We start from the raw sequence: 21701 nt of genomic DNA on the forward strand, positions 1-21701 counted from the left end.
ACCAGTCTAAATTTTAGCGATTAATCATTACCTCTGGTTTAACAGCAAAAGTCAAAACTGTTTCATCTACTCCTTTAAGTTCTAGCGGACTACCTTTAGTAATTTCTTCTTCCTGCAAATAATCTGCGACGGCAGCAGAAACCAAGATAGTACCGGGAACAGCAGCAGCTTGTAACCTTGCAGCAATATTCACACTTGGGCCAATGGCAGTATAATCAGCGCGTTCAGCACTACCAAACATCCCCACAACAGCAGTACCTTGGTGGATACCGCACCGAAACTGGACGCTAGTAAGTCTGTCACCATCGAATACACCTTGGTTTCGCCAGCGTTGGTTCAACTCAGCCAGTGAGCGGTGCATTGCTCTTGCTGTATTGATGGCACGACGCACTTGTTCATTGGGGGTTAACTCTTCCGGCGCTCCATATAAAGCTAAGATCGCATCTCCCATAAATTTATCTACAGTGCCGCCATTGCCAAATACAACTTTGGTCATGGCTTCTAAATATTCATTTAGCAACTCTGCGACTCGTCGGGATCGGAGAGTATTTGATAGCTGTGTAAAACCCACGATATCACTAAACAAAACTGTAATTAAGCGTGGTTCTGGACGCAAATCTAAGGTTAAATCTCCGGTTGCGGCTTTTTGTACCAATACAGCCGGTAAAAAGCGCTTTAATACGGATTCTGTTAAATAAGTATTTAACTCCACGATTCGCCGTTCATTTTCCTTCAATGCCAAAAGATTCCGAACTTCGGCCAAAAGTTCCCGATCGTTGAATGGTTTTGCTAAATAAGCATCCGCACCATTTTCTGTACCTTCGATGCGGGTTTCCTCGTCAGCTTTTGCTGTCAGCAAAATGATTGGTATTCCTTTCAACTTCTGTTCTTGGCGGATCATTTGAATCATTTCAAGTCCGCTCACCAAGGGCATCATTAAGTCAGTCACAATCAAGCTGGGTATAATTTCCTTAGCTATAGCGTGTCCTTCAGAACCGTTACGAGCTGTGCGTACATGATAGCCGTTGCGGCGGAAAATTTCAGATACATAGGTTCGTAAATCCGGGTTGTCATCTACAACTAAAATTGAGTGCTGAGTCTTAAGTGCTGAGTCTTGAATATCAATACTGGGGGAGGAGTTTATTGTAATATCTTCAATATTGTCTGTTGTTGATACCAGTTCTAAATCAGCCAATTCTACGCTAGCGCGGCTTGTATTCAGTTCGGTAGTCGTTTCTTGCACTTGCTGTGCGGGTAAATGAGCATTTCCAGTCACGAGCCATAAACTAAAGGTAGTCCCTTGTCCATAAACTGATTCCACAGTGACTTGACCACCATGTAATTCGACCAATTCTTTAACTAAAGCTAAACCCAAACCACTACCTTCATAGGAGCGGTTTGCTGAACCTTCAGCTTGGCGAAAGCGCTCAAAGAGGTAGGGAATTTGTTCTTTAACAATGCCAATTCCAGTATCTTGTACTTGTAAGATGCAGCGATCGCGCTCAGATTTTAGTCTGACACCGATCGTCCCACCTTCGGGAGTAAACTTCATAGCATTTGACAGCAGATTATAAACCACCTTGTCAAATTTTTCCGTATCCAAGTACACCGGAGAACATTCATCTAACTGGGTGACCAGATGCAGTCTCTTTTTCTCACAGTAGGGACGAAAAGATTCCACTATTTGGCTAACAAAGTCTGCTAAATCGCAGGGATGGAAGCTAGGCTGCATTCTCCCCGCATTCAGGCGTTGTAAATCCAGAAGTTGATTTACCAGTCGCAGCAGACGGCGGGAGTTACGCAAGGCGATCGCACTTTGGGAGTAAGATAATCCTTCACCAGCCGCCACCGCCGACTCTAAAGGCCCTTGAATCAAGGTGATGGGTGTACGAAACTCATGGGAAATATTTTGGAAAAATTCGGTTTTTTGTTTGTCTAATTCCAGTAAGCGTTCAGCTTGTTGGCGAGTTTTTTGATATAGGTATGACTGCTGCACAGCGATCGCTGCTTGAGCTGCTACTGCTTTCGCCAAATCAATATCAGATGACAGCCATCGGCGTACTTTTTTACCTTCATGCAACGTAATACTACCGATACATTTACCATCAGCCAATAATGGTACAAACATTAGCGATCGCGCTGGCATGTTTAAAGGCAAATCAAAACCCTGCACATCTGAGTGAGAATGGCTCACATTACCAATTACTACGGGTTCATGCGTCTGTAGCATTTGTTGGAGGATTGGATTCTCCTGTATAGATGCTTGAGAATAGGGTAATCTCGGAGGGACTAGATGATTTTTGCTACCTGGATTATTGTCTGGGGCTGGACTGTGCCTATGCAAATTTTCCGAATGTTGAAAACTGTCATACAAGCCTACACACTCGACAAACTCATCTTCCTCTGTCCACAAAGACAGGACGCAGCCATCGACTTGTAAGGCTTGTCCCAATTGCTGCGTGATCGCCGCAAAGATATCTTGGGGGTCTAAGCTAGAGCGAATCGCGCTAGTAATTGTATTAATTAGGGCTTCTCGCTTGGCAAGAGCACGTACTTGTTCGTAAGCATAAGCTTGAGACAAAGCTAAAGCTGCCTGATCTGCCACCATCAACACTAGCTGCACTTCATCATCCCCCCAAAAGCGAGGCACAGAACACTGATGCAGTGCCAGCACTGCCATCAGTTCTTGTTGGCAGATCAATGGCACAACTAAACTAGAGCAAATGTTAGCGGCAGTAAAAGCTTCTCCACGTTGGCGCAGTTCGGGAGTATTACCGTGAATCCGCTCATCATCAGTTACATCGTGAATCACCTGGACTTCACGGGTTTCCCACACCGTTTGAGCCAAAAGAGGTAAAGGGACAGTGGGTGAGAGGGACACAGCAGAAGAATTATTTGCTTGTACCTCGGCTTGTGTCTGTTCCCCTACTTCTTCAGAAAGAGGCTTCTGATAAATGAATCCTTTATCAGCTAACTGCTCATCTTGGAAGGGACGCAACAGGCAAACATCCACCTCCAACATGTGACCCACTGTATCTACAATTGCCTGTAAAATTTGGCGATAGTCTAAAGCACTGCGAATCGTATTTGTAACGGTATTCAGCAGCGATTCTTGGCGGAGTGTGCGGGTAAGCTCGCGGGTGCGGGCTTTGAGGACATTGTGAGTATCCAAAGCTTGGCGTACCACTGCTTTGAGTTCCTCAGCTTCCCACGGTTTAGTGACATATTTAAATACCTTACCAGCGTTGATAGCTTCCACCAAGTCTTCGACATCGGTGTAGCCAGTTAAAATAATCCTGATAATATCTGGATATTGAGTTGCTGTCAGGCTCAAAAATTCTGTACCGCTCATCATCGGCATCCGCTGATCGGAGATGATCACTGCGACCTCCCCCTCTTGAGCCAGCAGATCGAGTGCCGCAGGGCCAGAGTTCGCCCTTAGCACCTTATAGTCGCGATAGAAAGTGCGGTAAAGCAAGTCAAGGTTGTCTGGTTCATCATCGACAACCAAAATTTTAGGCTTACTGTTTGCTTGGGATTTCATGCACCGCTTTCCTGCTGCAACGGCAGTCGGATAAAGAATTTTTCTGAGTCAGGTAAGAGCAGAGCATTTCGACCAATAAGGCTGTTTGGCTACATGACTGCTGAGTGTAGGAGCGTTTACTCACAGTAATTCGTCTCAATGGCTTATACCGATTACCGTTTGCTTTGGTGCAGTGTATTTGCTTTCATAGTCAGTTTTAGGGTTACAGAGTCGCCGCTTGCTTGCCAAATCTTCTTTCACCTCCTGTAAGCAATGTTTGATACTACATACAGCGCTCATAGCTAGCTGACAAATCCAGATGAAGCTGCATATTAAGTTTTCCCTTTGCAGCAGTTGTACTAACACTTGCAGGTAAATTTTATTTATGGTAGTCATGGTAGAGTCAGTAATATTAAACCAAGAAGATTTAAAGCCAAAGTATACTATTAGACAAATACCTCTTTCTAATTTAGCAATCAGAACTATCATTAAGACAAGTGTAGGGTTAAGAAGTTAGGGATTAGGAATCTTGGAGATTCTCACCCACTAGCTGCACAGCCTGCTACTATTACCTAGTAACGCAAGGCAAAAGTCAATCTTGAGCCAGTGCGCCCTTGCGGCTCTAGTGACTTGTTCGCTCTTAGCGTTAAGGCAGGGTAGCAACTGGCTCTCAAAAGTCAAAAGCCTCTGATTTTGAGCTTTTTGGCTGTAATGAAATGGTAGGTTTATTTCTGCCGACCTGTACTAGTGGTAAAGTCCTGTTAGTGTAGCGGCAATTGCATAAGCAAGTTCAGTACTGCAACTAAAGCTGGTTTGCAACTAGAATTTGTCGGTAGTGTACTTACTTAACAATTTTGTAGGTAATGTTTACGGACAGGTTATGCTATTTATCTACCCATTCACCTAAACCTGTTTAACTTTACAGATGTTTTTGTGGTAAATAGACTGAGATCCTCCCTACCTAAAGCAAGGGATGCACCTGAACCTAGTGAATTTAAGATTGTAGATTAATGAAGCTGTAACTTCTAAGATTCTTCCAAAAATACAGGCTATAAAGCCCCAAACTAAAGTGTAGAACTTTGTCCGCTCCACAAGCAAAACCAAATTAGCAATCTTACGTCAGTTCAATATGCTGGGCAGATATAAATTTTTTCTCAGTTTAAATGGTGCTTGAGGATATTTGAGTAAATTTTCGTTGAATAAAATCAATACTAAACTAGCCTTGAAATATCGGTTTTTTCATCCATACCAGCAACAGCCAATCGATCCAGCTTGCTGGCAATTTCAAATTCGTACAGCTACACCTGCTGATCTGATCGGTGTTTCTCAAATTATTGCTGAAAGCTTTCACTCCCAACAGGGTATATGGGGATGGGCTTTTCCACTGCTACGTCTGGGTATTTACGAAGACTTAAGGCATCGCATGGCCTCACCGCCCTCGCGTCATATTTATCTAGTCGCTTTTGAAGCTACTACTGGTGTGGCTAATAACTTAGTGGGAAGCGTAGAACTGGGTGTACGTTACAGTGATTCGTGGAGTCAGCTTGGCATGGGTTTTCCTTACTTATCTAATTTAGCAGTTCACCCACAATACCGTAGACACGGTGTTGCTTCAGGCTTACTGACTAGCTGTGAAAAAGTTTCTCGTGACTGGGGATTTAAAGACTTATATCTCCACGTTTTGGAAAAGAATTATCAAGCAAGGCAACTTTATTTCAAGCTGGGATATCGGGTGCATAAAGTCGAATCTAATTGGAATACATTTTTTCTAAGACGCTCAAGCAAAATGTTATTGCACAAGCATCTAAGTCCTGATTCCACTATTTGATTTTATTTTGGCAATACTTAAGCAAGTTTTGATGTTGTAATTACTTTGGGGCAAATTTCTCACCAATATCGACAATCAAAGCACAAGCTAACTTAATTAAAAACTAACCTAATATGAGCTATGGAACAGCTTATTTGATTTGAGAAATACACGTAGGGTGTGTCAGACGACAATACAGCACCATCCGAAGATGGTGGGTTACGGACTCTCTCTTAACGCACCCTAAATATACTGAGATTTTTGAAATAATTATCGAACTGCACCGCCATCTCTACGAGAGGCTTCCGCGAAGGCGTAGCTTATCGTAGAGAAGAGAAAGAAAGAAGTTTACAAATCATTTAGGATTGCTATATAGCTTTAAATAATTCTTTTAAACAGATTTTATTTGGAATTTTTACTGATTTTATTATTGGTAATATTAATAAAAAGATAAGTTGGTAAAATTTATTTGAAACGCTCAACTTATTAAACTTTGTCTTTTATATTTGCTATTAAACAACAAGTATTTTAAAATATTTTATCTAGGTAAATAAATTAATTACAAGGAAAATAGCTGTATAATTTACTTGAGAAAACTAGCCATAGCTCATACTATCTTTTTAATTAAGATATTCATCTTTATAAAAACTTTAAGAAAACCCTCTTATAATTGGAAGACAAATCTAGTTATATCTCATAAAATATGATCACTCAATTACTAAAGAGTGGCTATTTCTTACTATCTTAGTAAAATTGGCCAAAAGACTCTTGATAATATAAAGAATTCCAAAACCTGATTTGACATAACAGCTAATTTTGTTTTGAAGTGCATACTACTACCAAATTCGTTGAAATTTTAAAAAACATGGATAGCGAACAGCATCGGCGCTATCAGACTTCTATGGTATCAACTTATTACCCTGAAGCTAGTTTCCTTGATTCTCTTGTCATGCCAGACGGAACTGAGCAATCGCAAGGTTCGGATATCCTTACACGTTTACACAGTGGGGAAGTTTTCATCGTCAATAGTCGTAGACGAAATGGATTAATTCTCTTTAAACGCTATCATGCAGAATTTGCTGGGCCTGGGGCTGCTGTAGGTGGGGATTACGATTGTGATTGCCAAAGGGCGCTGCCCATAGGTAATCTGTCTTTATTAACTCCCGAATCTAATGAAGAACGCCAGAAGGCTTACTTGATTAGGCGACAGTGGATTAGATTGATCAAACAAATTACAGAAAATCCAGTCCCAGGACAGCGAGTTCAGAAAATTCTCGATCAATTTGAACAATACTTTCCACCAGATATAGTGGCCCTTCTGCCGGATGTTACTTTTGCCCTTTTAGTAGGTGTGCTGCCACAAACAGTGGGAATAGTACGCCGTTTGGGCAGTGAGGTGAACAGCCGATTTAATTACTGACTGAATTGCTAAAATTGCAAATTTGCCAAAACAGCTTGTACTCGATTAACGGTGCGGGCGTTTTCCTCTATTGTCCCTACAGTAATTCGCAATCCTGGGCTAATGTGTCGTACAACGGTGCCAAGTGTTCTAAGTTTCTGGTGGAAAGCTTTTAACGCAGCATCTGGTGAATTAAAGCTATTTGGTTTAAGACGTAGGTAAATAAAGTTAGCAGCGCTTGCGCTAATTTGTAGTTCTGGTTGCTGGGATAAAATTTCGATGAGTTTAGCTCGTTCACTCAGGGTTTGAGAAATTGATTCCAGTAAGAGTGTGCGGTTTTGTAAAGCAACTAATGCTCCTGCTATGGAAAAGCTAGGGAGATTGTAAGGTAAGCGAACTTTTTCTAAGATGGCGATCGCTTCGGTATGAGCTACGCAATAGCCAACACGGAGAGCTGCCAACCGGAAGGCTTTAGAAAAAGTACGTAATATCACCCAATTGGGGCGCTGTGCTAATTCACCGACTAGGGTAGTTTGACTGAATTCAAAGTAAGCTTCATCAATTACTACCAAAATATGCTCATTCAAACTTCTTAACCATGCCAACTCTGCCGCAGTTAAGCTATTGGCTGTCGGTGAATTGGGATGCACTACAAAAACTACGCGAATCGGGGGATTTTGAGTATTTTCGATCGCAGCCTGTGCGGCTTTTAAATCAATTTCAAAATTTGTTTCATTTCTACCCACTGCGACTACAGAAATACCCAAAGTTTGTGCCAAAATCCCGTACATAGAGAAAGTGGGATTAGCAACTAGAATTGAACCTTCTCCTCCTAGACAGGTGGCGATTAATAAAGAACGGATTAGTTCATCTGAACCATTTCCAACAGAAATATTGGCAGCAGTAGTAGATGGCGAGATGGCGGCTGATTCATTGACGTATTCGGCGATCGCATCTTTAAGTGTCTCATGTCCGCCATCAGGATAACGATTTGTTTCAATTACTTGCTGATACGTCCAGGCTAGCTTCTCTTTTAACTCAGGTGGTAAATCATAAGGGCTTTCATTTGTATCTAGCCGATCAAATTGCACAGGGACAGATTCGGCTGTATCGCTGCTGGGGTGAGGTTTATAGGCGGTAAATTTGGCTAAATCTGACCGGATAAAGGGAAGCATATAAATTTTAGATTTTAGATTTTGGATTTTCAATCAATACTGTTGACAAAAAACTTATTTTCTCCTAACTATTTTTGATAGTGGGTGAATATAGCCTCTTTGGAGCTAGGAGTTAAGTAGTACTTACTGAAAAATATTAGATTAGGTCTGAGTTTAATATTTTACAGCTTCAAGGTAATTGGCAAAAGAGGCGAATTGCTTGCCAAATTTCTTGCATAACATTACTTAAGGCGTGATCGCTCTCAAGTTCGACTAAATCCACCCAAGGACGCGATACCTGCGGTGGGCTTCGCCAACGCCCAAAGTTACGACTGGCTTCGATGGGAATGACTTCATCGTTTTTGCCATGCAAAATCAGGGTGGGGATAGGACGTTGCAAAAACTTCTCTTGGTATTGTGCAGCATCTGTAACGAAATCGTAACTTAGGGGAAGCTTTCGCTTCTGGCCATAGTGGTAGACCATGATATATTTTTCTTGTTGCCACCGTTGTACTTCTTCATCGCCTAGCTTGGGTAACCAATGGGATAAAAACCCAAAAGCTGGTGCTAGCAGCACGAGACGTTGTACTTGTAAATATTGTTGTCCCAAGTAGGCAGAGGTCAAGCCGCCTAAACTTGAGCCAATGAGCGTTACTGGCGTAGAATTATTACTGAATTCTGCGGCAACTTGAGTAATTTGCCGAGTGATTGTCAACTGCGAAAAATCGCCAGCATTTAGATCGGGAATTTTGAGCTTTGTGTGAATTTGGGCAAAGCGATCGCCTATATCCCGCGCTTTGGTAGAGTTAGGGCTGGAAGCGAAACCGTGAAGATATATATATTGCAAAGCTGTAAATAGTTAAAAGTGAGAAGTTAAGAATTTTAAGTTAGGAATTTCTTTCTTCAACTCATAACTCATAACTCTTAACTCCTAACTCTTATCACCGCATTGTCACAAATTCTTCCGCTACTGAGGGATGGATACCAACGGTGGCGTCAAAGTCTTTTTTAGTTGCGCCCATCTTCAGTGCGATCGCTACACCTTGAATGATCTCACCGGCATGTTCACCCACCATGTGAGCGCCTAGCACTTTGTCAGTGTTGCTATCAACCACCAACTTCATCATTGTTTTTTCTTGCTTACCAGTCAAAGTATAGTACATGGGGCGGAAGCGAGTGTGAAAAATTTTGACGGCATCACCGAGTTTTTCCCGTGCTTCGGCTTCCGTCGAGCCAACTGTAGCGGCTTCTGGGGTAGAAAATATGGCTGTGGGAACAGTTTCGTGACTGAATTCGCGGCGGTTATTGCCGAATTCACTATCTGCAAAGGCTCGTCCCTCGCCAATGGCGACGGGAGTTAAATTGATTCGGTCTGTGACATCGCCAACGGCAAAGATATTCGGTTGATTAGTTTGACTATATTCATTGACTGCGATCGCATTTGTGGTGTTGTACCCTGGCCCTTCCATAGAAGTAGCAACAACATCAACCCCAGCGTTTTCTAAACCTAGTCCATCGACATTGGGAGTTCGACCAGTCGCCACTAAAAACACGTCGGCAATTAGTGGTTCCTGGTCTTCTTTTGATAAAGTCAGTTTAAAACCTTCTGACACGCGTTCAATTGTTTTTACCACATTATTCTTAATCAGCCGAATTCCGTGGTTCGTCATCCCCTCTTCAATTTCTGTACGGATGTCCTCATCAAACCCCTTCAAAATCTTTTCACCTCTAGTAATTTGTGTAACCTCAGAACCCAAACCACGCATGATACAGGCAAATTCTGTGCCAATATAACCAGCGCCAAGAATGACGATGTGTTTTGGTTGTTCTTTTAGATGAAAGATTTCGTTAGAGGTAATGCCATATTCCATCCCTGGTAAATCTGGTTTGATGGGACGCCCACCAACAGCAATTAAAATTTTATCTGCTGTAACTTTGCGTCCATCCACTTCTACTGTATGGGGGTCTAGCAATGTGGCGCGACCAGAAATTAGTTCTACTCCCGCTTTTTCTAAAAAGCTGATATGTAGTTGCGAGAGTCGCCGAACTTCCTTATCTATAGATGTAATGAAATATTCCCAGTCTAACTCGGCATTACCTACTTTCCAGCCATAGCCTGAAGCTTCACTGAACAGTGCAGGAAAGTGAGAGCCATAGACCATGAGTTTTTTGGGAATGCAACCGCGAATCACACAAGTTCCACCAACTAAATCATATTCTGCGATCGCCACTTTTGCCCCATAGCTAGCCGCCCGTTTGGAAGCCGCCAAACCTCCAGAACCCGCACCAATTACAAACAGGTCGTAATCAAAAGTCATAAATTTATGTTCTCTTTAGCAAAAAGTTAATTCCTGGGAACTTACACAGAAAAGGTCATTGAACTATATAAGGATATCCGGTAAACCCTGTGTAAGTCCTGTCCTTGATTTAATCTAGCGTTAGCAGATGTTCTCTGATCGTAGGGAATATCACTTTTTGCTTGGGTTGCTGTAGTAGACATCTCCGAAAAAGAATGTAGAGACGCGAAATTTCGCGTCTCTACAAGGGTTTCATTTTGCAGATATTTAATTTCCGGAGATGTCTAGTAGAGACAGTAACTAAAATTGTTTGTCATGGTTCTGCCTCTGGTGTCGGGCATAAGTATGTGCTACTGCGTTGCAGCAGCTAAGTCCCACACTACTTACACAAAATTATCACAAAATCAACCGCGTTCGGCATTCGCAGAGCATCTTGTACCCCCATTAGCAGTTTTATGTGCTTGGAAGCTGAGTTGGGGTTACGGGTGTTGGAGCAGTTGGGGTTACGGGTGTTGGAGCAGTTGGGGTTACGGGTGTTGGAGCAGTTGGGGTTACGGGTGTTGGAGCAGTTGGGGTTACGAATGTTGGAGCAGTTGGGGTTACGGGTGTTGGAGTCGTTGGGGTTACGGGTGTTGGAGTCGTTGGGGTTATGGGTGTTGGAGTCGTTGGGGTTACGGGTGTTGGAGTCGTTGGGGTTACGGGTGTTGGAGCAGTTGGGGTTACGGGTGTTGGAGTCGTTGGGGTTACGGGTGTTGGAGCAGTTGGGGTTACGGGTGTTGGAGTCGTTGGGGTTACGGGTGTTGGAGTCGTTGGGGTTACGGGTGTTGGAGTCGTTGAGGTTACGGGTGTTGGAGTCGTTGGGGTTACGGGTGTTGGAGTCGTTGGGGTTACGGGTGTTGGAGTCGTTGGGGTTACGGATGTTGGAGTAGTTGGGGTTACGGATGTTGTCTCAGTTGAGGTTACGGATGTTGGAGCAGTTGAGGTTACGGGTGTTGGAGCAGTTGAAGTGTTGGGTGATTTCTCAGTTGAGGTGTTGGGTGATTTCTCAGTTGGGGGTACAGGTGTTGGAGCAGTTGGGCTATTGGGACGAGTTAGCCGCATTTCAATTACTCCCTCGCCTCTTACCGATGGCTGTGCTTTCAAAGCCGCAGTAGTTTCGGCTTGAACACTGGTGATTGCTGGATCGTGATGTGTAGGCACAGAATTTTGCCTATTCAAATCAAGTTCCCGAACCAGTTGGCTCGTTTCATAAAAATTTCTCAGATCAAAATCATATAAGTTCTGAAATTCCCCTTTAACTAGAACTATCATCTGCCCTGCTTCCAGCACCTTAGTTTCAGAAGCTTCCTTGTTAGAAACTTCAATGCCGCTATTTGTCAGCGCACCCACAATTGTGGTGTCTGTTTCTTGGTCGTAGCGTACAAATAATGCTGAACCACGAATTGCTGCTGCTGCACTTGGCGTTTGTATACGTGTTTGCCCCCTTCCTGGTGGGATGAGCAGCAACACAGTCCCATTTGAGAGTTTAAAGTCACGAGTCTTTGGCAAAAATTGAAATAACGCCTGTTCTCCAACTCGTGCCAAAGAGCCATCATTGAAACGCAAATCTGCTAGGGAAGCTCGACCAGTTGACAGCCCGTCCCCAGGAGTCATTGCATCTAACTTGCGTGCAGGACGTTTCTTCAGTTTATCTTTGGGTATCAGTTGTACCATGTTGCGGAGGTCTTGAATCTCTGCTCGCGTCAAAGGGGTTATGGCACTTACCTTATTTGGCAAAGGCAGTACTATAACTCCCCATAAACCAATCACTAACAATGGAAACGATTTAAAAAACATAGTTTGATAAATTGTAATTTTAAACTAATACAAAAAAATTTAAAGTTTAAGCTATTGATAATTTTTATAGCGATTTTATTTAGTAAATTTATCTGTACTTTAGCCTAGATTGAATGGACACAAATAGACAACAAATAAATTATGTGTTTAGCTGATTTAAGTTTTTTTATAAAACTGGGATTAGATACAAGAAAGCCTGCGGCAGATTTCAAGGTTAGTACTTGCTTGATATTAACAATTAAATAGGAGTATTTTACAGATAATCCATTTTAATCAGGTCAACTACAGTGACAAAAAGTTGTTATGGATCTGTTGTAAAATGAATCACTGCCTTTATTTCACTAGATTTGAGCATAAACTGGAACTGTATCCGATCATCTCAGTTTTACAAAATAATTTGGGGAAAAATCCGAAAAGGAGTAATTTCAGTTTGTAGTTTCAGTATATAGTTACAAAGCTAAGATAGATGAACTCAATTGTATATTCTAAGTTGGAACCTCCGATACAGCTTGTGCGTATACATTTGCCAAAGGCGATCAACGCAATCTAACAGATGCAACTCAAAAACTGGAAGAATTTGTTTTTTTGTATTTTGTTAGTTTCCAGTGGTGGAAGCTGGTGTTGCATTAAAGTAGATGCGGCAGAATCTGCAAATACAGATATTTTGCATTCTAAAAATTTAGCAAGCACACAGGTAAGTTATCAGCTATGTCAGAATTTGGAGCAAGAGCTAATTAACTCTTTGTGCAAGCAGTCCAGTGAGTCGCATCTTTCAAAATCGCAGATGCCGTTGAAAAAGAGGCAAGGGAGCAGGGAGCTATTAGCTGGGGAGATAGTAAATATGGGGATTCGACCCCACCTGTTGCGCCAGCTTCCCGTAGAGTATGATAACCAGTTAATAGAAGTGGGGGATTCAGACTCATGTTCTTCCCTTCATTTCCACGACAGGAGGAAGGGGTCATTTCCCCAAGCTTTTAGCCCCCAACCAAGAGCCTCTTCGTTAAAGCTGGCGCAGCAAACATGCGAAACTACTCAAGCCCCAAACACAACCAAAGAATCTGGGGATACTCAAAACCAAAATAGCTCGCCACAGCTAGAATCGCAGCCAAGTAATTTGCCTACATCTCCTCCAGACTCAAAAGAGGAAGTGTTGAATGCACCAGAGATAAATCACTCCCAAAGGCTAGAGAGGCTAATGCATCTGCTACGATCGCCAAAACAGCCACCTGAATCTGATAGCGATCGGGAATTGGGGTTACGGGTGCGGTTACGACCCCTAGAACAGCCTACTTTTCCACTAATAGAACAACCTGTAGTTAAGTTTAAACCTATAGGCTATCTACAAGGACATGTAGCCTACTTCCAAACGAGTAATATTTTTTCGTCAAAGGATATTCCTATAGAAGATGGTTTAATTTTTTCTGGACTGACGTTAGACTCTGCATATTTCCCTTTGGGAGCTAAGACTTTTTTAAACGGTTCAATTGATGGGAATCTGATTCGTTATATCAATCAGTCACAATACGATTACAACCAGGTAAGATTTAATCTCGGTATTTACCAGCAGCTATCGCAGCGAATGTTTGGAGAAGTTAGTTGGAGCAATCAACAGTTATTTTATGCCAACAACAGCGATCGCCTGGATAGCTTCAAAGCAGGCGATCGCTTTTTAAATGAAAATTCCTTCCAAGTGTCTTTAGGGCGGCGAGATCCCCTAACTTCAAAATTAATACTAAATAGCTTTTACGAATTGAGTGTAAATTTTGCTGATCCCCAAAGTCGCGATCGGATAATCAATTCCTTTTGGGTGTCTCTAAATTACTACTTGCAAAAGCCTCTTCAGGTTGGTATTGACTACCAGGTGAACTTTTCGGACTTTACACAGCGCGATCGAGAAGACCAATTTCATCGACTATTCGGACACTTAAATTACCGAATATCTGATACCAACAATATAAATGTGCAGACTGGAGTGAGTTTAGGTAGTTCAACCGTCGAAAACATTGATTTTGATGGCTGGTTCTTCAGTATTAATTACAGTTTGCAATTAGGTCAGTTTTGATAAGAGTTAGGAGTTAGGAATTTGGAGTTAGGAGTTTGGAGTTAGGAGTTTGGAGTTAGGAGTTAGGAGTTTGGAGTTAGGAGTTAGGAGTTTGGAGTTAGGAGTTTGGAGTTTGGAGTTTGAATTTCTCACTCCTAACTTTTAACTCCTCACTACATATAACTAATCCAATCACTCCAACTGCCAGCATAAAGTTTACCCTTGCTAATGCCAGCTAATTCTAAAGAAAGTAAATTCACACAAGCAGTAACGCCAGAACCACAATATACCAAGATTTCCTCGGCTGTCTCTAGCTGTTCCCAGCGACGGCGTTGTTCTGGTTGAGGCAGTAGGTAACCGGAATCTGTAACTTCTTGCCAAGGATAGTTGACTGCACCGGGAATATGTCCGGCAATTTTATCAATTGGCTCTCGTTCACCTCGGTAGCGATCGCTTTCTCTTGAATCTACCAATACTACCTCATGACTATCTTTCCGGCTTTTCACCTGTGTAATATCTACCACCTTTTCTGTTTGTACTTGAGCTACAAACGTACCCATCTGGGGTTGAGGAACGACATCCGTAACAGGATACCCAGCTTTTTGCCATCCAGCAAAGCCTCCATCCAGTACTGCTACTTGTTCATGCCCTAGATAGCGCAAAAGCCACCATAAACGAGCCGCAAAGGCAAAGCGCGAATCATCATAAGCTACAACTAAACTTTTTTGGTAATTTATCCCAATCGCTGCCAATTTGTTAGCGATATCATTGGGGTTAGGTAAAGGATGTCTCCCACCATGTTTACCCACTGGAGAGGAAAGATCCTGATTCAAATCTAGGTAATACGATCCCTTTATATGACTTGTTTGGTACTGTTGTTGCCCTAATTGTGGATCGGCTAGAGAAAAGCGACAATCCACAATAACGACTTGCGGATCTTCTAGATGTTCAAAGAGCCAAGCTGACGAAACAACAAATTGGGGGTTGGGCATTGGTGATTATTTAGTTTTTTTATAATATGTCAGAGTTAGAAAATTTTACACCTAAGTTAACAGCAGATGTTCTTTCACCTTTGTCTCTCAAGAGTTTGGTGAATCCTTTCACAGCCATTATGGTGCAAAGCAGGAGAGTTTTTTCAAGTTTGTGGAACCTACTCAACTGACTACAGCCGCCCAAAAACCAGTTTTGCGACTATTAGATATTTGTTATGGTCTAGGATATAACACAGCTGCTGCTTTAGAGACAATTTGGGCAGTGAATCCTAACTGTTGTGTTGAAGTAATCGGTTTAGAAGTAAATCCAGCAGTGCCACAAGCTGCGATCGCTCATCACTTGTTCGACAATTGGAACTGTAACTACAATTGAAATTTTGTCCCAGATGGCTATTGGGAGCAGAAGGCAGAGATTTTATGGGTACGAGTGGTCTATCCCATTAGGGACTGACAAATAAAAAAATGTTCCAAAACTGACGCAAAAACTCTCTCTATTTCTTCTCTCTGCGTTCTCTGTGCGGCAGTCGCTCATGGGGGAAACCCCCAAGACCGCGCTGCCTTGTCTGAAGTGGTTCGTTTATTGGAATAATTTATTTCTTGTCAGTCCCTTAGTTACGATGGATGAAAAAGTTCGTAGTCAGGACTTTAGTCCTAGATTTTTAAACACGCTTTGTGCTTACTACAAACTAGGGGTTTGTAGTTCGGTTTGTGGTATTGATTCAATACTACACATTATTTGACGGTAATAAAATATTGCTCTAACTGAGAAAGTAAAAAAAGATACACAGAATGATGACGATAAAGACTTAACATTCAAAACTGGGTATCTCGATATAAAACAAGCAATTACAAGGCTTTTTAGCGCCGCTACTGAAAAAATATCCGTAGAAAAGCTGATTTAAGATTTGTCGCAATTGATGATACTGGAATAGAAGTAAAACAAAAAATTTGACAAAGAGATACCGCTTGCTTGTAACATAAAAGATACATACGAGGAAAAACTTAGATACGTAGCTTGACATAATGGATAATGCTTATTAAACCTCTGGCTCAGATATAGTTGAATATTAAATTTGTTTTTGAAATCTGACACTGTTAACTTGTGTAAAAAAGTGGAGTGCCTTTGTGATTCAATGGAAATCCAACCATACAGGCTTTACAGAACAAATTGTTAGTCACCCAAACCCCATTAGCAGAGTGAAGAGTATTGGTTCAAATCATGCCGTAAGATCGCAAAATAATGTAGAGGCTTATTCTTTAAGCTTATCTCAAGAAAACCTTATGCTTAAAAATAACCAAACAGGGTGTTCTTGGATAAAACCTGATGTTAACTGTAGTGATGATTCATTGGTATCTAGAACACTACAAATCAAAGGTTCTAAAGTGAATGAGTTTGATTTAGAACCGCCGAAAATTTTAGTAGTTGACGATCATGCCGCCAGTCGTATGACTGCTGTTGCCCTCTTGGGGATGGAAGGATACGAAGTGATTGAGGCGGATAGTGGTTCTATTGTTGTAGGGTTGGTAACTCAAAAACAACCAGATTTGATTTTGCTGGATGTGATGATGCCAGGAATGGATGGATTTGAAGTGTGCCAATTACTCAAGCAGGATGAGCAGACTAGGCTAATCCCAGTGATTTTTATTACGGCTTTAAATGACAGGCGATCGCGCATTCGGGGAATTGAAGTTGGGGCAGATGATTTTCTCACCAAACCCTTTGATCGTGTGGAACTGGCGGCGCGTGTAAAGTCCTTAGTGCGGCAGAAGCGTCTGAACGAAGATTTAGAACATGCCGAACAAGTATTATTTTCTATTGCCATGTCCATTGAAAGCCGCGATCCCAATACAGGCAATCATTGTGAACGCTTGGTAAGACTGGGACAAGCTTTTGGTGAATACCTCAATTTTTCACGCTACCAAATTCGAGATTTGATGTGGGGTGGTTATCTCCACGATATTGGTAAGGTAGGTATTTCCGATGCAGTGCTGCTGAAAAAAGGCAAACTTACCCCCGAAGATTGGCAGATCATGCGGCAGCATGTTTTGATTGGAGAAAAAATCTGCCAGCCACTACGCAGTATGCGGGGTGTAATTCCGATTATTCGTCATCACCACGAACGGTGGGATGGCTCAGGCTACCCTGATGGACTCAAGGAAGATGATATTCCCTACTTGGCGCAAGTATTTCAGTTGATTGATATTTATGATGCCCTAACCAGCGAACGACCTTACAAAAAAGCTTTTACTTCAGTAGAAGCACTTTCAGTGATGCAAAAAGAAACTGATTCTGGTTGGCGTAATCCCAAACTAATGCAGCAATTTGCCGAGTTTATTCTCTCCTGTTATGAAAACAAGTAGGGAGTAAGAAATTTTGTAGCTGCTGGGAGCGGCGAAAATTGGTATAATTCTGACTCATTCTATATTTTAGTCTTCTATGATTAGCTGGTATGATTTGAGCCGACATTTTAAAGTACCAACAGCATTAATCATAATTTCACTGATAGCTGATAGCTAATTATGGTAGTTGTAGCAATTTTAGCAGCGGGACGCGGCACACGGATGAAATCACGCTTACCCAAGGTTTTACATTCTTTGGGTGGGCGATCGCTAGTGGAGAGAGTTCTCGAAAGTGTAGAACCACTTTCACCCTCACGGCGAATCGTGATTGTAGGATATCAATCTGAGGAAGTGCAAGCCGCCATGCATTCAATTAAGAGCTTGGAGTTTGTCGAACAGACTGTGCAATTGGGTACAGGTCATGCCATCCAGCAATTACTTTCTCACTTGGAAGACTACACTGGTAATTTGCTAGTACTTAACGGCGATTTACCGTTGATACGTAGCGAAACCCTCAAGCAGATGTTACAAACTCACGCCCAAAATCAAAATGCCGCCACTATTCTCACATCGCACCTACCCGACCCCACGGGCTACGGACGAGTTTTTTGTAACGACGAAAATATTGTGCAGCAAATGGTCGAACACAAAGATTGTACTGCTGCTCAAAGAGAAAATCATCGGATTAACGCTGGAGTTTACTGCTTTTGCTGGCCAGATTTGGCAAAGGTGTTGCCCCACCTACAACCCAACAATGCTCAAAAAGAATACTATCTCACTGATGCCGTAACTCAAGTGGGAAAAGTGATGGCAGTGGATGTAGAAGATTACCAAGAAATTCTCGGCATTAACGATCGCCTGCAACTAGCAACAGCCTACGAGATTTTGCAAAGGCGAGTCAAGGAAAAATGGATGCTAGCGGGTGTCACTCTCATCGACCCTACAAGTATCACTATTGATGAAACAGTAGAATTACAGGCGGATGTAATTATAGAACCCCAAACTCACCTGCGGGGAAATACAGTCATTCAATCAAGTTGTCACATTGGCCCGGGAAGTTTAATTGAAAATAGCCAGTTGGCTGAAAATGTCACGGTGCAGTATTCGGTGGTGACAGATAGCACTGTGCAGGCGGGAAGTCGAATTGGGCCTTATGCTCATTTGCGCGGTCACGTAGAAGTGGGTGCTGGTTGCTGTGTGGGGAATTTTGTGGAATTGAAAAATACTCAATTAGGCGATCGCACGAATGCTAAACATTTGTCGTATATAGGTGATAGCGTTGTTGGCAATCAGGTGAATATTGGTGCCGGTACAATTACTGCCAATTATGACGGCGTGAAGAAACACCGTACTAAAATAGGCGATCGCACAAAAACGGGTTCTAATAGCGTTTTAGTTGCTCCAATTACCTTGGGAGATGATGTCTACATCGCAGCTGGTTCTACAGTCACAGAAGATGTGCCTGATGGTTCTCTGGTAATTGCCCGTAGTCGTCAGGTGGTAAAACCTGCTTGGCGCAAGAAAAGCCAATAAAGCGATAATTAAATTATCAGATTAGCTGATTCAACTAAAGGTAAAAGATGAGGAAAACAAAACAACTTACCGCGATTATTGAGCGCGAGGAAAAGGGCTATGTATCGCTTTGTCCAGAATTAGATAAGTAAGTGGGTCAAATTAAATATAAAACCTCACCCTCAATCCCTCTCCTTGTTATTGTCGGGGTCAGCCGGATTCAGGGTGAGGTTTGATATAAACCGCGTCTATCTTGAAACCTGTAGTTCTTCAGTGATGAAAAGGATTTGCCCTCATCCCCCAACCCCGAATCCCAAAATTGGGATTCGGGGAGCCAGAATTTCAAAGTCCCTCTCCCATATCTGGGAGAGGGATTTAGGGTGAGGGCAAAAACTACGGTTCTCAACTTAGATGAGGTTTAGATGTTTAATTACGCCTACCTACTTATTGTTAGCCAAGGTGACACTATCCAAAAAGCACGCAGTAATTTGGTTGAGGCATTGGAATTATTTTTTGAGACAGATGAACCCTCGGAAATCCAAGATCGGCTAATTACAGAAGATGGAAGAACTGCTAGAACTTAGGCAATTTTTAGAACAAGGCAAAATCCATGAGGCGCTGCTGTTGGTGGATGAGTTAGAAGAAATGAGCCTCGGTGACAAAATCAATAAAATTGATAGTTATGGTGTAATTCTGCTCATCCATTTAATTAAACAAAAAGCCGAAAAACGTTCTACTCGCTCTTGGGATGTTTCGATAGAAAATACAGTCCGTGAAATCAACAAAATAAACAAGCGCCGCAAATCCGGTGGTTTTTACTTGAATCAGGCAGAATTAATCGATATTCTGGAACAAGGATATCAAGTGGCACTGAAAAGAGCGGCGCTAGAAGCTTTTGAGGGGCGTTATGAAGCCCAAGAATTAGCTGCAATGGTTGACCAGCAAGAAACTTTAGCCGAAGCGCTGAAACTGATTCAACAATAGCCGATCAGTTCGTTGCCAGTCCATTCCAGGGTGTCGCCAATTTTTTTGCCGTCGTGGTAGGCGGCGAGTAAGATTTCGCTGGTTTTACCCCAAGCGATCGCTCCACTTGCATCTAAGGCGATCGCTCCCAAATCCCGTTGGTTCTGGTGCGCTTCTTTAAAGGATCGCTGCATCGCCTCCTTTAGAGACATCCCATCAGTGACACGTACTACAATCCGGGGAGCTAGACACTCATCGATGATATCTTCGCCAATGCCAGTACAGCTAACACCAGCGTTACTAGTAGCATAATTACCTGCTGGCATCGCCGAATCACTTACCCTGCCAATCCGCTCAAAGCCCTTACCACCAGTAGATGTGCCAGCTGCTAACCTACCAGATGCATCTAAAGCTACCACACCTATGGTGCCGCGTCCAGCATTGCTAGTTTCTACCAGTTCGGGTTCTGCTACCACGCCAGCCATTGCACTTTTAAAATTATCCTGTCGCTCTTGTATCCACTCTTGTAACCGCAAATCAGTTAAAGCGTTATAGCTGGGAAGTTGCATTTCCCGCGCCAACTCAGCCGAACCGAAGTCTGATAGCACTCGGTCTGGGGAGTTTTGTAAAAATTGCGCTAACTCAATCGGATTTTTCACCCGCGAGATATTAATTACACCACTAAACCGCCCTAATGCACCATCCATCAAAGAAGCACTCATGCGGATTTGCCCATCAGATTGTAGTACCGAACCAGTACCAGCATTAAAGCGGGGGTTATCTTCGAGCATTTGGCAACCATGCACCACCGCCTCAGAGGCAATTGCTCCGCATAATAGTAGACAATAGACTTCTTCTATGACTGTATGGAGCGATCGGCGCACCGCCTCCAATCCGCCTTTACCGTGGAGAGAACTACCAGCCCCCCCATGAATAATTAATTTAGGTTGCACCTGTGACTCCATTAATCTCTTGCGCTATTTGCGTCTGTGTTGCGGTTAGTTTCATTTTGAGCTTCAGAACGGCGACGACGACAACGTTCTGAGCAGTATTTCACATCGTCCCAACAATCTTGCCACTTTTTACGCCATCTGAAAGGACGTTGACATACCGGGCATATTTTTGTGGGTAGGTCAGATTTAGAACGAACACGTCCCATATAAATGCTGTGTATATAAGAATTTGATTTGTGAGAGAGATGGAAAATAATTATAACCAGTTTGCTAGGAAGGGAGGAAACTTTCGGCGAAGAAATGTAATGTCAATCTATCCTTAGAATTATTTTTGAGCTACGTCTTTAGGAATATAGAACTATGAGCAGATGCCTCAACTCTCAAGTAAGTCTGTAAATTTTTCCAGAGAGGGGTTTTCGTAGCATTGTCAAAGAAAAAGAGAAATACTGAGAAAATTATAGCGATTCTGACGTATGGTGCAACACAGTCATAACCTCACCCCGTATTTGAGGAAACTTACACTCCCCTCTCCTTGCTAAGGAGAAGCGTTGGGCGTGAGGTTTAAAAATGTACTTCATGCAAAGGAGAACCGCTATATATGTATTAGATAAGTCTTACAAGTTGAAACTAGAAAAGTGAGTAAGAATTGAGCAAGTTTTGGTCTGGAAAGTGAGTAAGTAAGCCCAGAGTTATTTCATTCTATTTTTAGGGCTATTTTTACGAATCTTTTTGGGAAAAACAATAATTTAGTAACGAACCTACCCCTTAAAAATGCCCATTTTGTGAGAATTAATTCGTAATAACAATTCTGTATGAAGGTGCGCCGAACTATATGAGGAACGAACCGCAAAGGACGCAAAGGACACAAAGAAAGAAGAAGCAAA

17 protein-coding genes and 1 pseudogene are annotated in these 21701 nt (G+C 42.4%); 8 read left to right on the plus strand and 10 right to left on the minus strand.

All coding sequences use genetic code 11. From position 1 onward, the window contains the following. Positions 1-13: 13 nt before the first annotated feature. Both V7K32_RS19910 and V7K32_RS19915 read right to left on the minus strand, forming a co-directional pair. The gene (locus V7K32_RS19910) at positions 14-3544 is read right to left on the minus strand and encodes a response regulator (RefSeq protein WP_334995529.1); all 3531 of its coding nucleotides are present in this window, start codon (positions 3542-3544) and stop codon (positions 14-16) included. 135 nt (positions 3545-3679) lie between these two features. Next, positions 3680-3919, minus strand: coding sequence for a hypothetical protein (locus tag V7K32_RS19915; protein ID WP_334995530.1), 240 nt, complete (start codon positions 3917-3919; stop codon positions 3680-3682). 799 nt (positions 3920-4718) lie between these two features. On the opposite strand from V7K32_RS19915, the gene V7K32_RS19920 reads away from it, so the two are divergent. Both V7K32_RS19920 and V7K32_RS19925 read left to right on the plus strand, forming a co-directional pair. Beyond that, positions 4719-5351, plus strand: coding sequence for a GNAT family N-acetyltransferase (locus V7K32_RS19920; protein ID WP_334995531.1), 633 nt, complete (start codon positions 4719-4721; stop codon positions 5349-5351). Between the two features lie 844 nt (positions 5352-6195). Next, the gene (locus tag V7K32_RS19925) at positions 6196-6750 is read left to right on the plus strand and encodes a hypothetical protein (protein ID WP_334995532.1); all 555 of its coding nucleotides are present in this window, start codon (positions 6196-6198) and stop codon (positions 6748-6750) included. A gap of 8 nt (positions 6751-6758) precedes the next feature. On the opposite strand, the gene V7K32_RS19930 is transcribed toward V7K32_RS19925, so the two are convergent. The 5 genes from V7K32_RS19930 to V7K32_RS19950 form a co-directional block, all read right to left on the minus strand. After that, positions 6759-7904 carry a histidinol-phosphate transaminase gene (locus V7K32_RS19930; RefSeq protein ID WP_334995533.1) on the minus strand — a complete coding sequence of 382 codons (1146 nt, stop codon included), beginning with the start codon at positions 7902-7904 and terminating at the stop codon, positions 6759-6761. 169 nt (positions 7905-8073) lie between these two features. Next, a complete protein-coding gene (locus V7K32_RS19935; protein WP_334995534.1) occupies positions 8074-8730 on the minus strand; it encodes a YqiA/YcfP family alpha/beta fold hydrolase in 657 nt (218 codons plus the stop codon). A gap of 94 nt (positions 8731-8824) precedes the next feature. Beyond that, a complete protein-coding gene (gene gor / locus V7K32_RS19940) occupies positions 8825-10201 on the minus strand; it encodes a glutathione-disulfide reductase (protein ID WP_334995535.1) in 1377 nt (458 codons plus the stop codon). A gap of 41 nt (positions 10202-10242) precedes the next feature. Beyond that, on the minus strand, positions 10243-10383 hold the full coding sequence (locus tag V7K32_RS19945; protein WP_334995536.1) for a hypothetical protein: 141 nt from the start codon (positions 10381-10383) through the stop codon (positions 10243-10245). A gap of 250 nt (positions 10384-10633) precedes the next feature. Beyond that, positions 10634-12016, minus strand: coding sequence for a FecR family protein (locus V7K32_RS19950; RefSeq protein ID WP_334995537.1), 1383 nt, complete (start codon positions 12014-12016; stop codon positions 10634-10636). 841 nt (positions 12017-12857) lie between these two features. Between V7K32_RS19950 and V7K32_RS19955 the strand changes: the two genes are divergently transcribed. Continuing rightward, positions 12858-14078 carry a hypothetical protein gene (locus V7K32_RS19955; RefSeq protein ID WP_334995538.1) on the plus strand — a complete coding sequence of 407 codons (1221 nt, stop codon included), beginning with the start codon at positions 12858-12860 and terminating at the stop codon, positions 14076-14078. 152 nt (positions 14079-14230) lie between these two features. On the opposite strand, the gene V7K32_RS19960 is transcribed toward V7K32_RS19955, so the two are convergent. Further along, positions 14231-15049, minus strand: a complete 819-nt coding sequence (locus V7K32_RS19960; RefSeq protein ID WP_334995539.1) for a sulfurtransferase — start codon at positions 15047-15049, stop codon at positions 14231-14233. 26 nt (positions 15050-15075) lie between these two features. Here V7K32_RS19960 and V7K32_RS19965 point away from each other — a divergent pair. From V7K32_RS19965 to V7K32_RS19985, 5 genes and pseudogenes are all read left to right on the plus strand, one after another. Further along, a pseudogene (locus V7K32_RS19965) lies at positions 15076-15416 on the plus strand (hypothetical protein); the annotation flags it as partial. Positions 15417-16174: 758 nt separating this feature from the next. Then, entirely contained in the window at positions 16175-17410 is a 1236-nt protein-coding gene (locus V7K32_RS19970; protein WP_334995540.1) for a two-component system response regulator, read from the plus strand. Positions 17411-17569: 159 nt separating this feature from the next. Beyond that, positions 17570-18922 carry a bifunctional UDP-N-acetylglucosamine diphosphorylase/glucosamine-1-phosphate N-acetyltransferase GlmU gene (gene glmU / locus V7K32_RS19975; protein ID WP_334995541.1) on the plus strand — a complete coding sequence of 451 codons (1353 nt, stop codon included), beginning with the start codon at positions 17570-17572 and terminating at the stop codon, positions 18920-18922. Between the two features lie 401 nt (positions 18923-19323). Further along, positions 19324-19485: a type II toxin-antitoxin system HicB family antitoxin gene (locus tag V7K32_RS19980; RefSeq protein ID WP_334995542.1), complete on the plus strand. Its 162-nt coding sequence runs from the start codon at positions 19324-19326 to the stop codon at positions 19483-19485. Further along, positions 19463-19885 carry a DUF29 family protein gene (locus tag V7K32_RS19985; RefSeq protein WP_334995543.1) on the plus strand — a complete coding sequence of 141 codons (423 nt, stop codon included), beginning with the start codon at positions 19463-19465 and terminating at the stop codon, positions 19883-19885. Before V7K32_RS19980 ends, V7K32_RS19985 begins: the two co-directional genes overlap by 23 nt. On the opposite strand, the gene V7K32_RS19990 is transcribed toward V7K32_RS19985, so the two are convergent. Both V7K32_RS19990 and V7K32_RS19995 read right to left on the minus strand, forming a co-directional pair. Then, positions 19876-20829, minus strand: coding sequence for an isoaspartyl peptidase/L-asparaginase (locus V7K32_RS19990; protein WP_334995544.1), 954 nt, complete (start codon positions 20827-20829; stop codon positions 19876-19878). The genes V7K32_RS19985 and V7K32_RS19990 overlap by 10 nt on opposite strands. Next, positions 20829-21023, minus strand: a complete 195-nt coding sequence (locus V7K32_RS19995) for a DUF2256 domain-containing protein (RefSeq protein WP_334995545.1) — start codon at positions 21021-21023, stop codon at positions 20829-20831. Before V7K32_RS19995 ends, V7K32_RS19990 begins: the two co-directional genes overlap by 1 nt. Positions 21024-21701: the final 678 nt, after the last annotated feature.

Origin of the sequence: Nostoc sp. (genome assembly GCF_036917635.1) — a bacterium.
GTDB lineage: Bacteria > Cyanobacteriota > Cyanobacteriia > Cyanobacteriales > Nostocaceae > Nostoc.

What these genes read in the sequence shown, in the direction of transcription:
- V7K32_RS19930 (WP_334995533.1), bottom strand. Translation starts at nt 7,904, where the DNA reads ATGCTTCCCTTTATCCGGTCAGATTTAGCCAAATTTACCGCCTATAAA.
- V7K32_RS19925 (WP_334995532.1), top strand. Translation starts at nt 6,196, where the DNA reads ATGGATAGCGAACAGCATCGGCGCTATCAGACTTCTATGGTATCAACT.
- V7K32_RS19960 (WP_334995539.1), bottom strand. Translation starts at nt 15,049, where the DNA reads ATGCCCAACCCCCAATTTGTTGTTTCGTCAGCTTGGCTCTTTGAACAT.
- V7K32_RS19910 (WP_334995529.1), bottom strand. Translation starts at nt 3,544, where the DNA reads ATGAAATCCCAAGCAAACAGTAAGCCTAAAATTTTGGTTGTCGATGAT.
- gor (WP_334995535.1), bottom strand. Translation starts at nt 10,201, where the DNA reads ATGACTTTTGATTACGACCTGTTTGTAATTGGTGCGGGTTCTGGAGGT.
- V7K32_RS19945 (WP_334995536.1), bottom strand. Translation starts at nt 10,383, where the DNA reads ATGTCTACTACAGCAACCCAAGCAAAAAGTGATATTCCCTACGATCAG.
- V7K32_RS19980 (WP_334995542.1), top strand. Translation starts at nt 19,324, where the DNA reads ATGTTTAATTACGCCTACCTACTTATTGTTAGCCAAGGTGACACTATC.
- V7K32_RS19950 (WP_334995537.1), bottom strand. Translation starts at nt 12,016, where the DNA reads ATGTTTTTTAAATCGTTTCCATTGTTAGTGATTGGTTTATGGGGAGTT.
- V7K32_RS19985 (WP_334995543.1), top strand. Translation starts at nt 19,463, where the DNA reads ATGGAAGAACTGCTAGAACTTAGGCAATTTTTAGAACAAGGCAAAATC.
- V7K32_RS19955 (WP_334995538.1), top strand. Translation starts at nt 12,858, where the DNA reads ATGGGGATTCGACCCCACCTGTTGCGCCAGCTTCCCGTAGAGTATGAT.
- V7K32_RS19915 (WP_334995530.1), bottom strand. Translation starts at nt 3,919, where the DNA reads ATGACTACCATAAATAAAATTTACCTGCAAGTGTTAGTACAACTGCTG.
- V7K32_RS19990 (WP_334995544.1), bottom strand. Translation starts at nt 20,829, where the DNA reads ATGGAGTCACAGGTGCAACCTAAATTAATTATTCATGGGGGGGCTGGT.
- glmU (WP_334995541.1), top strand. Translation starts at nt 17,570, where the DNA reads ATGGTAGTTGTAGCAATTTTAGCAGCGGGACGCGGCACACGGATGAAA.
- V7K32_RS19995 (WP_334995545.1), bottom strand. Translation starts at nt 21,023, where the DNA reads ATGGGACGTGTTCGTTCTAAATCTGACCTACCCACAAAAATATGCCCG.